Source organism: Nonomuraea sp. NPDC049758 (assembly GCF_040674635.1).
In the GTDB taxonomy this organism is placed as follows: Bacteria; Actinomycetota; Actinomycetes; order Streptosporangiales; family Streptosporangiaceae; genus Nonomuraea.
In genome coordinates, this window is sequence record NZ_JBFAMZ010000016.1 from 77,305 (window position 1) to 91,594 (window position 14,290).

At 71.0% G+C, this 14,290-nt stretch carries 12 protein-coding genes; 6 read left to right on the forward strand and 6 right to left on the reverse strand.

Annotation, left to right across the window (positions count from 1 at the left end; genetic code table 11):
* Positions 1–416: 416 nt before the first annotated feature.
* The 3 genes from AB0J46_RS35035 to AB0J46_RS35045 are packed head-to-tail and all read left to right on the forward strand — an operon-like array spanning position 417 to position 6,620.
* The gene (locus tag AB0J46_RS35035) at positions 417–3,137 is read left to right on the forward strand and encodes a beta-L-arabinofuranosidase domain-containing protein (RefSeq protein ID WP_364338379.1); all 2,721 of its coding nucleotides are present in this window, start codon (positions 417–419) and stop codon (positions 3,135–3,137) included.
* Complete coding sequence (locus AB0J46_RS35040; protein ID WP_364338380.1) at positions 3,134–5,152, forward strand: RICIN domain-containing protein; 2,019 nt, start codon at positions 3,134–3,136, stop codon at positions 5,150–5,152. Before AB0J46_RS35035 ends, AB0J46_RS35040 begins: the two co-directional genes overlap by 4 nt.
* A 55-nt stretch (positions 5,153–5,207) precedes the next feature.
* Entirely contained in the window at positions 5,208–6,620 is a 1,413-nt protein-coding gene (locus AB0J46_RS35045) for a non-reducing end alpha-L-arabinofuranosidase family hydrolase (RefSeq protein WP_364338537.1), read from the forward strand.
* A gap of 88 nt (positions 6,621–6,708) precedes the next feature.
* On the opposite strand, the gene AB0J46_RS35050 is transcribed toward AB0J46_RS35045, so the two are convergent.
* Positions 6,709–7,236, reverse strand: coding sequence for a hypothetical protein (locus AB0J46_RS35050; protein ID WP_364338381.1), 528 nt, complete (start codon positions 7,234–7,236; stop codon positions 6,709–6,711).
* A 284-nt stretch (positions 7,237–7,520) separates the two neighbouring features.
* Between AB0J46_RS35050 and AB0J46_RS35055 the strand changes: the two genes are divergently transcribed.
* Positions 7,521–7,853: an STAS domain-containing protein gene (locus AB0J46_RS35055; RefSeq protein ID WP_364338382.1), complete on the forward strand. Its 333-nt coding sequence runs from the start codon at positions 7,521–7,523 to the stop codon at positions 7,851–7,853.
* 7 nt (positions 7,854–7,860) lie between these two features.
* Here AB0J46_RS35055 and AB0J46_RS35060 read toward each other — a convergent pair whose 3' ends face one another.
* Positions 7,861–8,019, reverse strand: a complete 159-nt coding sequence (locus tag AB0J46_RS35060) for a hypothetical protein (RefSeq protein WP_364338383.1) — start codon at positions 8,017–8,019, stop codon at positions 7,861–7,863.
* Positions 8,020–8,184: 165 nt separating this feature from the next.
* On the reverse strand, positions 8,185–8,733 hold the full coding sequence (locus tag AB0J46_RS35065; protein ID WP_364338384.1) for a TetR/AcrR family transcriptional regulator: 549 nt from the start codon (positions 8,731–8,733) through the stop codon (positions 8,185–8,187).
* 80 nt (positions 8,734–8,813) lie between these two features.
* Between AB0J46_RS35065 and AB0J46_RS35070 the strand changes: the two genes are divergently transcribed.
* On the forward strand, positions 8,814–9,548 hold the full coding sequence (locus tag AB0J46_RS35070; RefSeq protein WP_364338385.1) for an SDR family oxidoreductase: 735 nt from the start codon (positions 8,814–8,816) through the stop codon (positions 9,546–9,548).
* A 34-nt stretch (positions 9,549–9,582) separates the two neighbouring features.
* Here the strand turns inward: AB0J46_RS35070 and AB0J46_RS35075 are convergent, their stop codons facing one another.
* The gene (locus AB0J46_RS35075; protein WP_364338386.1) at positions 9,583–10,752 is read right to left on the reverse strand and encodes an alpha/beta hydrolase; all 1,170 of its coding nucleotides are present in this window, start codon (positions 10,750–10,752) and stop codon (positions 9,583–9,585) included.
* Between the two features lie 127 nt (positions 10,753–10,879).
* Here AB0J46_RS35075 and AB0J46_RS35080 point away from each other — a divergent pair, with 127 nt between their 5' ends.
* Complete coding sequence (locus tag AB0J46_RS35080; RefSeq protein WP_364338538.1) at positions 10,880–11,749, forward strand: LysR substrate-binding domain-containing protein; 870 nt, start codon at positions 10,880–10,882, stop codon at positions 11,747–11,749.
* 23 nt (positions 11,750–11,772) lie between these two features.
* Here AB0J46_RS35080 and AB0J46_RS35085 read toward each other — a convergent pair whose 3' ends face one another.
* The gene (locus tag AB0J46_RS35085; protein WP_364338387.1) at positions 11,773–13,329 is read right to left on the reverse strand and encodes an OmpA family protein; all 1,557 of its coding nucleotides are present in this window, start codon (positions 13,327–13,329) and stop codon (positions 11,773–11,775) included.
* 122 nt (positions 13,330–13,451) lie between these two features.
* Positions 13,452–14,108, reverse strand: coding sequence for a CBS domain-containing protein (locus AB0J46_RS35090; protein ID WP_364338388.1), 657 nt, complete (start codon positions 14,106–14,108; stop codon positions 13,452–13,454).
* Between the last annotated feature and the right edge of the window lie 182 nt (positions 14,109–14,290).

Consider the following 14,290-nt stretch of genomic DNA (forward strand, 5'->3'; position numbering starts at 1 on the left):
CCCTCCCCCGGCCCGGCGAGGCCGGGGGAGGGGGCCGGGTGACGCCCGTGAAACTTTCATGGTGACGGGCCGTATCCGTGGAGACAGAACTCCAGGCGGGAAGGCGTGCGCAGGACAAGGCCCAGCTCGGCCGGCAATCCCCTCGTTGACACCGGAACGGCCCCTCGGTTGTACTCCCTCACTACGGAGTAGTCCCATCGGCAGAACGATGTTAGCGCTAACACCCCTATCCACCCAAGGAGCCCCTGACATGCCGGAACCGATGGCACGGGACACGACGGTGACCAGATCGACCAATTGTTAGCGCTAACAACACCCGCCGAAAGACCAGGCCACGGCCCTTCGCAGGCCCTGACCTGCTGACCCCCGTGACCGGCCCCGGGCCGTTCACCGCCCCCCATCCCAAGGAGCTCCGCATGTCCTTGAGCCGCCGTCAGCTCTTCCAGGCCACGGGCGCGACCGCCGCGCTCTCCGTCGTCGGTCAGATGGCCGGCGCGTCCCCCGCCCTGGCCGCAGTCCCCTGGAGCAGGCCCGACCTCGGCGTCTCAGCCTACGAGTTCGACCTCGGCCAGGTCCGGCTGACCTCCGGTCGCCTGCTGGACAACCAGAACCGCGCCCTCGCCTACCTGCGCTTCGTCGACGTCGACCGGCTGCTGTACGTCTTCCGCGCCAACCACCGGCTGTCCACCGGCGGCGCCGCGCCCAACGGCGGCTGGGACGCGCCCGGCTTCCCGTTCCGGTCGCACGCGCAGGGCCATTTCCTGACGGCGTGGGCGCAGGCGTACGCCGTGCTCGGTGACACCGCCTGCCGCGACAAGGCGCGCTACATGGTGGCGGAACTGGCCAAGTGCCAGGCGAACAACCCGGCCGCCGGGTTCACCGGCGGTTACCTGTCCGGTTTCCCGGAGGCGGACTTCACAGCCCTGGAGAACCGCACGCTGACCAACGGCAACGTGCCCTACTACTGCGTCCACAAGACCCTGGCCGGGCTGCTGGACGTCTGGCGGCTGATCGGCGACACCCAGGCCAGGACCGTGCTGCTCGCCCTGGCGGGCTGGGTGGACGCCCGGACGTCGCGACTGTCCGCCGCCCAGGCGCAGGCCATGCTCGGCACCGAGTTCGGCGGCACGAACGCCGTGCTGACGGACCTTTACCAGGCGACCGGCGACCCCCGCTGGCTGGCCACGGCCCAGCGCTTCGACCACGCGGCCGTGTTCGACCCGCTGGCCGCGAACCAGGACCGGCTCAACGGCCTGCACGCCAACACCCAGGTACCCAAGTGGATCGGCGCGGCCCGCGAGTACAAGGCGACGGGCGCCACCCGCTACCGGGACATCGCCGTCAACGCCTGGGCCATCACGGTCGGCGCGCACACGTACGTGAACGGCTCCAACAGCCAGGCCGAGCACTTCCGCGCGCCCGGCGCGATCGCCTCCTACCTGACCAGGGACACCGGCGAGGCGTGCAACACCTACAACATGCTCAAGCTGACCCGGGAGCTGTGGCTGCTGTCCCCCGACCGGGCCGACTACTTCGACTACTACGAGAACGCCCTGCTCAACCACCTGCTCGGCCAGCAGAACCCGGCGGACGCGCATGGGCACGTCACCTACTTCACCCCGCTCAACCCCGGCGGACGGCGAGGCGTCGGACCGGCCTGGGGCGGCGGCACCTGGAGCACGGACTACGGCACGTTCTGGTGCTGCCAGGGCACCGGGATCGAGACCAACACCAAGCTCATGGACTCGATCTACTTCCACGACGACACCACCCTGTTCGTGAACCTGTTCGTGCCCTCCGTCCTCGACTGGAGCCGGCGCGGCATCACGGTCACCCAGACCACCTCCTATCCGGTCAGCGACACCACGTCGCTGCAGGTCACCGGCGACGTGAGCGGATCGTGGACGATGCGCGTCCGGATCCCGGCCTGGACGCAGGGCGCGACGATCAGCGTCAACGGGGTCCGGCAGGACATCTCGGCCGCGCCGGGCAGCTACGCCGGCCTCACCCGGTCGTGGTCGTCCGGCGACACCGTGACCGTGCGCCTGCCCATGCGGGTGGTCATGAAGGCCGCCGCGGACAACCCCGGCGTGCAGGCCGTGACCTACGGCCCGGTCGTGTTGTCGGGCGACTACGGCGACACCGTCCTGTCGTCGGCCCCGGCCCTGAACCCCTCCTCGATCACCCGGACCGGCGGCTCCTCCCTGGCCTTCACGGCCACGGCCGACGGCGCGCCGGTGCGGCTGGGCCCCTTCCACGACGCCACCGGCCACAACTACGTCGTCTACTGGAACGTCCAGGGCGGGACCGGCACGGCGAGCTTCCGGCTGGTCAACGCGGCCAGCGGGCTCGTCCTGGGCATCAGGGACATGTCCACCGCCGACGGCGGCGCGGCCCTGCAGTGGACCGACAGCGGCACCGCCGACCACGACTGGGCCTTGATCGTCGACGGCGACGCCCTGCGGTTCCGCAACGCGCACAGCGGCAAGGTGCTCGGCGTCGAGAACATGTCGACCGCCGCGGGCGCCCGGGTGCTCCAGTGGGGCGACACCGGCACCGCCGACCACCGCTGGACGGTCACCGACGCCGGCGACGGCTCCGTCAAGATCCGCAACGTCCACAGCTCCAAGCTGCTCGGCATCCTGAACGGCTCGACCGCGAACGGCGCCCAGGTGGTCCAGGACGCCGACGACGGCAGCCCGGACAACCAGTGGCGGTTCCTGCCGAACGGCGCGCGCCGCCTCCAGAACGTGGGCACCGGCATGGTGCTCGGGGTCACCGGCATGTCCACGGCCGACGGCGCGCTCGTCGTCCAGTGGGGCGACAACGGCACCGCCGACCACCTGTGGACCGCCGTCGCCGACACCGGCGGCTACCTGCGGCTGCGCAACTCCCACAGCCAGAAGGTGCTGGGCGTGGAGAACATGGGCACCGCCGCCGGGTCGCGGGTCGTGCAGTGGGCCGACAACGGCACCGCCGATCATCGCTGGCGGCTGCGCCACGGGTCGGGCGTCGCCTTCCGGGTCCAGTGCGCGGGCGGCGGCCGGGTCCTCGGCGTCGCCGGCGCGTCCCAGGGTGCGCAGGTCGTGCTCGCCGACGACAACGGCTCGGACGACAATCTCTGGAGGTTCCTGTGAGACGTGTCCTCGCGGCTGTCTCGGCCCTGCTTCTCGTGGGCGTGCTGCTCACCGCCCAGGAGGCGTCGGCCGCGACGGTCGACACCAACATCTGGTACGTCCTGGTCAACCGCAACAGCGGCAAGGCCCTGGACGTCTACAACCTGTCCACCGCCGACGGCGGCCGCATCACCCAATGGACCAGGAACAACCAGAACCAGCAGCAATGGCAGTTCGTCGACGCAGGCGGCGGCTACTACCGCATCAAGTCCCGCCACTCCGGCAAGGTCCTGGACGTCTACAACTTCTCCACCGCCAACGGCGGCGCGATCGTCCAATGGACCGACCTCAACGGCGCCAACCAGCAATGGAAACTCGCCGACAGCCCCGACGGCTACGTCAGGCTCATCTCCCGCCACAGCAACAAGGCCCTGGAGGTCCAAGGAGCCTCCACCGCCGACGGCGCCGACATCGTCCAGTACGACGACTGGGGCGGCGCCAACCAGCAATGGCAACTCGTCCCGGTCAACGGCAACGGCGGCGGCAACTACGCCAACCCGGTCGTGTGGCAGGACTTCGCCGACGGCGACATCGTCCGGGTGGGCGACGCCTACTACTACTCGGCCTCGACCATGCACTACTCGCCGGGCGCGCCGATCCTGCGTTCGTACAACCTGGTCGACTGGGAGTACGCCGGGCATTCCGTGCCGAGGCTCGACTTCGGCTCCGGCGCCTACGACCTCAACGGCGGCCGGGCGTACGTGAAGGGCATCTGGGCCTCGGCCTTCAACTACCGGCCCGGCAACGGCACCTTCTACTGGCTCGGCTGCGTCGAGTTCAACCGGACCTACGTCTACACCGCCTCCGCCGTGGACGGCACGTGGACCAAACGCTCACAGATCAACAACTGCTACTACGACGCGGGCCTGCTGGTCGACTCCGACGACACCATGTACGTCGCCTACGGCAACAGCACCATCAGCGTGGCCCAGCTCTCGGCCGACGGTCTCAGCCAGGTGCGCGCGCAGCAGGTGTTCCAGACGCCGAGCAACGTCGGCACCCTGGAAGGGTCCCGCTTCTACAAGCGGAACGGCTACTACTACATCTGGCTGACCCGCCCCGCCAACGGCCAGTACGTGCTCCGCTCGACCTCGCCATGGGGCCCGTACGAGATGCGCCAGGTCCTGCTCGACCTGCCGGGCCCCGTCGCCGGCGGCGGCGTCCCGCACCAGGGCGGGCTCGTCCAGACCCGGAACGGCGACTGGTACTACATGGCGTTCGTCGACGCCTACCCCGGCGGACGCGTCCCGGCTCTGGCGCCGATCACCTGGACCGGCGACTGGCCGGTCGTGCAGACCGTCAACGGCGGCTGGGGCGTGAACTACCCGAAGCCGAACATCCAGACCAGCCGGACCGTGACGTCCATGATCGGCCCGGACACCTTCACCTCGGCCACGCTCGGCCCCCGCTGGGAGTGGAACCACAACCCCGACACCAGCCGCTTCTCCACCGGCGACGGCCTGCGCCTGCAGACCGCGACCGTCACCGGCGACCTCTACGCGGCCCGGAACACGCTGACCCACCGCATCCAGGGCCCGTCCTCGACGGCGACGATCGAGCTCGACCCCGCACAGATGGCCGACGGCGACCGCGCCGGGCTGGCGATGCTGCGCGACCAGTCGGCCTGGATCGGCGTCAAACGCGACAACGGCGTCAGCCGGGTCGTGATGACCAACGGCCTGACCATGAACGGCTCGTGGCAGACCACCGGCACCGGCGCCGAGGCGGCGAGCGCGAACGTCCCGGGCGGCCGGATCTGGCTGCGGGTCACCGCCGACATCCGGCCCGGGTCCGGCCGTCAGGCCCGTTTCTCCTACAGCACCGACGGCAGCACCTTCGTGGGCCTCGGCCCGGCCTTCACGCTGAACAACGCCTGGCAGTTCTTCATGGGTTACCGCTTCGGCATCTTCAACTACGCCACCAAGTCCCTCGGCGGCGCGGTCACCGTGCGCCGCTTCGACCTGACCACCCCCTGACACGGCATCGGAGCTCATGGTGAAGAGACACAGTCCCCTGACCGTCCTCGCGACGCTGGCCGTCCTGCTGGCGAGCCTGTTCGTCGCGAGCCCGCCCGCCGACGCGGCCACCGTCGACACCAACGCCTGGTACGTCCTGGTCAACCGCAACAGCGGCAAGGCCCTGGACGTCTACAACCTGTCCACCGCCGACGGCGGCCGCATCACCCAGTGGACCAGGAACAACCAGAACCAGCAGCAATGGCAGTTCGTCGACTCCGGCGGCGGCTACTACCGCATCAAGTCCCGCCACTCCGGCAAGGTCCTGGACGTCTACAACTTCTCCACCGCCAACGGCGGCGCGATCGTCCAATGGACCGACCTCAACGGCGCCAACCAGCAATGGAAACTCGCCGACAGCCCCGACGGCTACGTCAGGCTCATCTCCCGCCACAGCAACAAGGCGCTGGAGGTCCAAGGAGCCTCCACCGCCGACGGCGCCGACATCGTCCAGTACGACGACTGGGGCGGCGCCAACCAGCAATGGCAACTCGTACGGACGGACGGTGGCAACCCCGGCATGTGTGACCTCCCCTCGACCTACCGCTGGACCTCGACCGGCCCGCTGGCGACCCCGAAGGCGGGCTGGGTCTCGCTCAAGGACTTCACCGTCGCCCCCTACAACGGGCGGCATCTGGTCTACGCCACGACCCACGACACGGGGACGAAGTGGGGGTCGATGAACTTCAGCCCGCTCGCCAGCTGGTCCGACATGGCCTCGGCGACTCAGAACACGATGTCATTCTCCGCCGTCGCGCCCACGCTCTTCTTCTTCGCCCCCAAGAACATCTGGGTGCTCGCCTACCAGTGGGGCGGGCCCGCCTTCTCGTACCGGACCTCCACCGACCCCGCCAACCCCAACAGCTGGTCGGCGCCGCAGACGCTCTTCTCCGGCAGCATCTCGGGGTCCGGGACGGGCCCCATCGACCAGACGGTCATCGGCGACAACACTGACATGTACCTGTTCTTCGCCGGGGACAACGGCAAGATCTACCGGGCGAGCATGCCCATCGGGAACTTCCCCGGCAGCTTCGGCACGGCCTCGACCGTGGTCATGAGCGACACGACGAACAACCTGTTCGAAGCCGTCCAGGTCTACAAGCTCCAGGGCCAGACCCGGTACCTGATGATCGTCGAGGCGATCGGCGCGCAGGGCCGCTACTTCCGCTCGTTCACCGCCACCAGCCTGAACGGTTCCTGGACGCCCCAGGCCGCGACCGAGGGCAACCCGTTCGCCGGCAAGGTCAACAGCGGCGCCACCTGGACGAACGACATCAGCCACGGCGAGCTGGTCCGCACCGGCGCCGACCAGACCATGACCGTCGACCCGTGCAACCTGCAACTCCTCTACCAGGGCCGCAGCCCCAGCTCGGGCGGCGACTACGGCCTCCTGCCCTACCGGCCGGGGGTGCTGACGCTGCAGCGCTGACGCCGTGAGCCGGCGACCCTCGCGGCTCCCCCCTGAAATGCCACGGGCCCACCCCTCCGCCGAGGGGTGGGCCCGTGACGGGTCCGAGCTACCTGAGCCAGGCGTTGCGGCGGACGATCGGCAGGTTCCCCAGCCCGAGCGTGGCGCCCGCGCCGGTCATGGCCAGGCCGATCAGCACGATCGCGTAGATGATGTGCTCGTCCATGAAGGGGTTGTTGGCCAGCGGAAGCTCGGCCGCCCACATCAGGGTGAGCATGAGCGTGCCGGCGACCGCCGCGATCCGGGTGCCCACGCCCAGCACCAGCGCCAGGCCGATGCCGGCCAGGCCGGCCATGAACAGCCAGTCCACCCACGCCTGTCCGGCCAGGTTCGAGAACAGGCCGCCCAGCGCGTTCTCGCCGGCGCCCTTGAGGAAGCCCGTCGTCGGGCTGCCGCCCGCGATCCACGCCTTGCCCGCCGGGGTGGCGAACCCCCATCCGAACGTCTTGTCCAGGAACGCCCACAGGAAGATCCAGCCGATCGCGATCCGGGCGACGGCCCAGACGTAGTCGACCGGGGTACGCGCCGCCTGCACGGTGGTGACGTCCATCGCGGGCCGGTTGATGGTGGTGGCCATGGCGGGCCTCCCTTTCGGTGGGGGGTGTACGTCCTTGTCTCACCCCTATTCCACTGCGGGCGCCCGCTCCCGGGCAGTGTCGTACGCCCCTCGCTGGAAGGACCTTGGTCCTCAGGGCCGTCCGTTCCGGGGCCGCCCGGCCGGACCCGGTCCTTCGGCTGCCGGAGGCGGGACTTTGGGCCCTATGCCCGTGGCCGTCGTTCTCGTAGCTTCGCTTCGGGGGCATCGTGCTTCCGCTGACCAACGCCGGCCACCGGCCGCCCGCCGAGAGCAAGGAGACGGACATGGGTTCTCAGGCGCGGCCTGGCACGGGCAGGCGGGCGGTGCTGAAGGTCTCCGGCGACCTGGACCTGGCCACGCAGGCGGGGTTCCGCGCCCGGATCGCCGCCGCCCTCGCCGAGCAGGGCACGCGTCTCGTCCTCGACCTCAGCGGGGTGACCTTCATGGACGCCCGCGGGCTGGCCGCACTGGTGGCCGCGCGCGACCTGGCGGCCGCCCGCCACGGCAGCCTCCGGCTGACGGGGGTGACGCCGGCCGTCCTGCGGTTGCTGGAGGTGACCCGGCTCGACCGGACGTTCTCGCCGGTCTCCCTCGCGGACGTGCGCCCCGCCGCGTGAACGGCGGTCAGCGGGGTGTGCGGCTCTGTTCCCGGCGGTGCAGCAGGCCGGGCAACTCGGCGAGCAGGAACTGGTAGAAGTCACGCATCTCGGCCAGCCGGCGCTTCGGCGAGCTCATCGCGGAGATCTTCAAGCCGGCGGCGCGGCTGGTGTTCGGGGCGCTCATCACGCCGTCACCATCGTGGCCTCGATCCTGCTCCACTCCTCCACCGACATCGTGGTGGCCCGCGGCTTCGACGACGAGCACGACGTCCCGGCCTGGTTCGGACGGCCGCGCAGACGCGACCAGACGCCCTGAGACGCCTTCGCCCGCAAGAGCGGGAGATCGCCGCTATCGCAGGCCCGTGAGCAGCGCGTCGAGGCCCGCCTTCACCGCGGAGGCCGTACGGCCCCGGTGGAGGACCAGGTTGGCCGCGACCGGCGCGAGCAGGGCGTCGGCGAGGAAGCCCGCGTCCGCCTCCGGCCTGATCTGCCCGATCAGCATGACCAGGTGCTGGTGGTACGCCTCGTAGGCCCCGCCGAAGCGGGTGAACTCCCCCGCGGTCTCGGCCATCAGCAGCAGGTCGAGCTGGGCGAAGGTGCGATCGGTCAGCGCGTGCAGGAAGGCGCGCAGCCGCTCGATCTCCGGCGCCCCGGGGCCCAGCGGCGGCGGGCCGGTCAGGAACGCCTGCTGGAACTCGCGTTCCTTCTCGTCGATGAGCGCGTACGCCAGGCCCGACCTGTCGCCGAACCGCCGGTACAGGGTGCCGATGCCGACGCCCGAGGCGGCCGCGACGTCGGCCATCGCCAGCCCCTTCATTCCCGAGGTGGCGACGATCTCCGCGGCCGCCGCGAGGATCTTCGACCGGTTCCTGGCGGCATCGGCCCGTTCCTGTGCCACGGGTTCACCTTATCGGCTTGAAAAGCGGAACGCATTCCGCATATCCTCAACCGGAATCAGTTCCGCATAGTGGAGGCAACATGCTCGACGGCAAGGGCGTACTCGTCACCGGCGGCAGCAGGGGCATCGGCGCGGCCATCGCCCGCCACCTGGCCGCGGCGGGCGCCGATGTGGCGATCACCTACGCGACGGCGGCGCGCCGCGCGGAGGGCGTGGTGAAGGAGATCGAGGCGCTCGGCCGGCGCAGCCTGGCCATGGCCGCCGAGGCGACCGACGCCGAGGCGCTCCAGGCGGCCGTCGCCCGCACCGTCTCCGCCTTCGGCCGGCTCGACATCCTGGTGAACAACGCCGGAATCGCGCCCTTCGGCCCGCTGGAGGACGTCTCCCTGGACGAACTCGACCGCACCCTCGCCATCCACGCCAGAGCCGCCTTCGTCACGTCGCAGGCCGCCGCACGTCACATGCGGGCCGGCGGGCGCATCGTGAACATCGGCAGCAGCCTGGCCGAACGCGTCCCCTACCCCGGCTGGACCCTGTACTCGATGAGCAAGTCCGCACTGATCGGCCTGACCAAGGGCCTCGCCCGCGACCTCGGCCCCCGTGACATCACGGCCAACCTCGTCCACCCCGGCTCCACCGACACCGAGATGAACCCCGCCGACGGCCCCGACGCCGACGCCGAACGCTCCTACACCGCCCTCGGCCGCTACAGCACGCCGGACGACATCGCCGCCACCGTCCTCCACCTGGCGGGCCCGGCCGGCCGCACCATCACCGGCACGTCCATCACCGTCGACGCCGGCACGACGGCCTGACCTGCGACGGCCACCCGGTGGCAGCGTGGCGGGGCTAAGGCTGCGGGGTCCGCTGCTGCGATCTCACCCGGGCTGTGAAGGCCTCGATGGCGTCGACGAGCGCCTCGAAGCGGACCGAGTGGTACAGGTCGAAGGCGTGGTTGCCGCCACGCAACTCGGCGTAGACGACGGGGGAGGCCGACGTACGGCGGAGCTGGTCGGCGAAGTGCCTGGCCTCGGCCACCGGCACCAGCGGGTCCAGATCGCCGTGGGCCACGAAGAACGGCGGCGCGTCCGCGGTGACGTGGGCCAGCGGCGCGGACTGCGGGTCCCCGTCGAAGTAGGCGCCGTACCAGCCGTTCAGGTAGATGGCGCCGGTCACGGAGGTGTCGGCCTGCTCGAAGCCCGGCTGGTAGGCGGGGTCGTCGGGGGTGAGCGCGGCCAGCGCCGCCATGTGCCCGCCCGCCGAGCTGCCCGCGACGAACAGCGTCGAGGGGTCCGCGCCGTACTCGTGGCCGTGCTCACGCACCCAGGCGATGATCTTCTTGAGGTCGATCAGGTGGTCCGGGTGCTGGAACTGGGGCCGCAGCCGGTAGTTGGCGCTGACGCACACCCACCCCTGGGAGGCGAGCCGGTAGAGCAACGGCAGCGACTGGCTGTTCTTGTGGCCGCCGGTGTAGCCGCCGCCGTGCAGGTGGATCAGCACGGGGGCGCCCCGCGGACGCGAGCGGTGGTGATAGACGTCGAGCAGGTTGCGCCGGCCTGCTTCGCCGTACGGGAGATCGGCCACCCGGCGGACGTCCGCGCGGCGCTTGAGGATGGGCAGGAACAGGATGCGACCCCACGGCGGACGGCGACGCAGTCCGGCGGCGAGGTCGGCGTCGATGGCGGCGCGCCAGCCCGCGCCCAGGCCGTCGTCCATCGCCCGCCAGATCCGTGCCCGGTCCCCCAGACCGCGGCAGGCGATGACGGTGAGCCCGATCGTCGTCACGGCGGCCAGGGCGACGACCGCCCAGCCGCCCGCCGTGTGGATGTCCCCCTCGGCGAACGCCAGCGCCGTCGGGGCCAGCAGCAGCCAGAAGAAGGCCGCGAACGGCAGTTCGTTGGCGGCCAGCCCGAAGAAGTAGCTCACCCGGCCGAGCGCGCTCCAGCCCGGCAGCGGCCGCAGCGCCAACAGCGTCCCGATGGCCACGAGTGCCACAGGGATCAGATATCCGACGGGCACCGAACCTCCAAAGCCGCACGTCCTTCGAACGCGCCAAGCCTCTCCCACCCGGCCGCCCCGCATCTACGACGGATCCGATAACGTCCTTTAACCCTGAGATGAAGAATGCGGAGGCCCGCCCGTGGAGATGCGGGAGATCGAGATCTTCCTGACGCTGGCCGAGGAGCTGCACTTCAGCCGTACGGCCGAGCGGCTGGGCATCAGCCCCGCCCGCGTCAGCCAATCGATCAAGAAGCAGGAGCGGCGCATCGGCGCGCCCCTGTTCGACCGCACCACCCGAGCCGTCCGCCTCTCCCCGCTCGGTGAGCAGCTGTACCAAGCGCTCAAGAGCGGCCACCGGCAGATCACGCAGGGGATCGCGACCGCTCAGGCCACCGCCGACGGCACCGCGGGCACACTGACCCTCGGCACGGTCGGCCCGCTCTCCACGCAGATCAAGAACGTTCTCGACCTGTTCCTCGCCCGCCACCCGAACGCCCGGCTCCAGCACCGCGAGATCCAGCCCGCCTCTCCGCTGGACCTGCTGAAGTCGGGCGAGGTGGACGTGGCGCACCTGTGGCTGCCGATCCGTGAGCCCGACCTGACCGTCGAACCGACCTCGTACGCCTCCGACGTGGTGTTGATGGTCTCCGCCGACCACCCCTACGCGGGACGGGACTCCATCTGCCTGGAGGACCTCGGCGACTGCACCGTGGTCGAGGGCCGGTCGATCCCCTCCTGCATGGAGGAGGTCTTCAACCCCCACCACACCCCTTCCGGCCGCCCCGTCCGCCGCGGGCACAAGGTCACCACCTGGCAGGAGACCCTCAGCGCCGTCGCCACGGGTCAGGCCACCGCCGGGGTCACCGCCGAGGCCGCGGCCTTCTACCCCTGGCCCAGCCTCGCCTTCGTCCCGATCCGGGACGCTCCGCCGTGCCGGTGGGCGTTCGCCTGGCGTACGGCGGCCGAGACGCCGCTCATCCGCGCCTTCGCCCGAGCAGCGGCCGACGCCTCATGAGGGAGCCCGCGCGGGGCGCGGGCTCAGGACAGGGGCACCTGCAAGGGGCGCCAGGTGGCCACCTTGACGGTCAGCGCGTCGGCCTGGGCGGGCAGGGCGTACAGCGACCAGAACTCCTTCGTCTCCCCCGCCTCGAAGCTCATCGCCGACAATGCCACCCCGGAGGTGTTCGTGCACGCGCAGTACGTGCCCGGCTCCTCGCCCTCGGCCACGATCACGCGGGCCGGGCGGTACAGGCGGCGCGCGGCGGGGTCGGTCACCTGGATGTTCGTCGCGGCGTGGTGCTTGAAGGCGTTCCAGTCGTCGGCCCAGTTGAGGTCGTGGTACCACGCCTCGCCGTCACCCCGGTTGGTGATCGTGTAGCGGAGCAGGCCCAGGTCACCAGGCATCCGGCGGAAGGACGTCACCTGCAGGTCGAAGGGCACGCCCTTCGCGCGCACCGTCGCCGTCGTCCCCTCGCCTTCGGGCAGCGGGGACGCCGCGGTGCCGGCGGCCGGCACGTCAGCCGGCGCGGGCTTGGCGAACGTGATCGTCACCCGGCGGTTGCGGCGCCGTCCCTCGTCGGAGCTGTTGCTGTACAGCGGGCGGCGGGAGCCGTATCCGCGGGCCCTGAACGTCACCTGGTCGCGCGTGATCAGGGGCATGAGGGCCCGGCGCACCGCCTCCGCGCGGCGGCGGGACAGCGGTTCGTTGACGGCGTCGGTGCCGGAGGAGTCGGCGTGGCCGTCGACCTCGATCGTCGTGTCCCCGGACGTGTCGATGAGCTTGGCCGCCTTGGCCAGCACCGTGCGGGCGCGCGACGTGAGCGTCGCCTTGTTCAGCGCGAACAGCACGTCGGAGGAGAGGCTGACCTTGAGGTCGGCGCCGTCGTCGGTCGTCTCCTCGGTGCGGTCGAGCGACTGCGACGGCGTCTCGATGCGGTGGCTGACGGTCTCGACCTGGGACGCGTCGGCGTCGGGCAGTTGCTGACCGGGCGGCGGCACGGGCGGGTCGTCGCTGATCGGGACGTCAACCATCGGCGGGCCGATCGGTGTGACGATCGTCGTGGTCGCCGGGTTGCCGGACGGCGCGGGCAGCACGGCGTAGACCGTCAGCGACTCGCCGGGGTCGATGATCGCTTCGAGGTCGTCACGGTCGGTGTCGCTGCACAGGCATTCGCCGTCGGCGGGCTTGTACGGCATGAGCCATCGATGGGCCGGGGCGTCGAGCACCGCGATGCCGGAAGGCCCGCGCCACTTGAGCGGCCGCATCGGGTCGGCGAGCGGCGCCTGCCAGTGCAGCGGCTTGCCGGCGCCGGCGGACAGGCGCAACTGCACGATCAGGTGCTTGCCACCGACGCGGTTGAGCCCGACGAGTTCGGCCTTGTAGTTCGGCTCGACGGTGCCCTGGACGGTGGCCAGCGCGGGCCGGGTGTCGCCGCCGCCGGACGTCGCGCTCCCACTCGCGGAGGGCGAAGGAGCGCCGGCCGAGGGCGCGGGAGGCGGTGCGGTGGTCTCGGCCGCCGAGGGCGCGAGAGGTGGCTGACCACATCCGGCGGCCGTCAAGGCGAGGGCGGCCAGGGCCATGATCCGGATACGCATGCCGGGCATTGTGCCATGACCACCTCAAAGGCGATCAGTCATGTACATCGTGGACGGACGCGCGCTCCTGGCCCAGCCCCCCATCGCGCGCCAGGTCAGGGGTGGCGCAGCGCTCCCCCGCTCTACCGCGGCGGCGGAACACCGACCAGGTCGTCGTGGTCGGCGGTCACCTCGCTGGTGACGTCGACGACGCCCTCGACGGCGCGCACGGCCGCCACCGCCGCGATCGCCTGCGACCGGCGTTCCACGCGCCCGCCGAGCTTCACCACGCCCTGCTCGATCTCCGCCGAGATCGCCCCGGACGCCGGGAGCACGGCCCGCACCTCGGCCTCCAGCTCCGCCCGCGGACGGGCGAAGACGCGCAGCACGTCGCGCCGGTGCAGGGTGCCGACGATGCGCCCGCTCGCCGGGTCGATCACCGGGAGCTGCTTGATGCGCCGGTCGTGCATGATCCGGGCCGCCTCGCGCACGGACGTGCCCGGCGTGACGCTGATCGCCGGGGTGGACATGAGCTGGGCCGCGGTGACGGCCGCCGCCCGGTGGTGCTCGTCCCGCCGGCGGTGGGGTTCGTACATCGACACGCTGTGCCGTACCGGGTCGATCTCCTTGGGCAGCAGGTCGTCCTCGGAGACCACGCCCACCGGGCGCCGGTCGGCGTCTATCACGGTGACCGCGCCCACCGCGTACCGCTTCATCGCGTTGAGGACGTCGGCGAACGACGCGTCCGCCAGCACGGCGATGGCCACCCGGCCCATGACGTCCTTGACCTCGATCGACATGGTGTACCTCCTTGCCACTCTCTCTCCATCCTGCTCCTGTCTGGACCGGTCCACGCAGGAGCGAACGTCCCCGGGCGGCGGGGCCGAAGGCACTCACATGACGGGGCTTTCGTCCCTGTGCGTGCCCGGCACGGTCTGCGGTGACGGCGGAACGCCCACCCCGGGGTGCGGGGTGGGCGTCT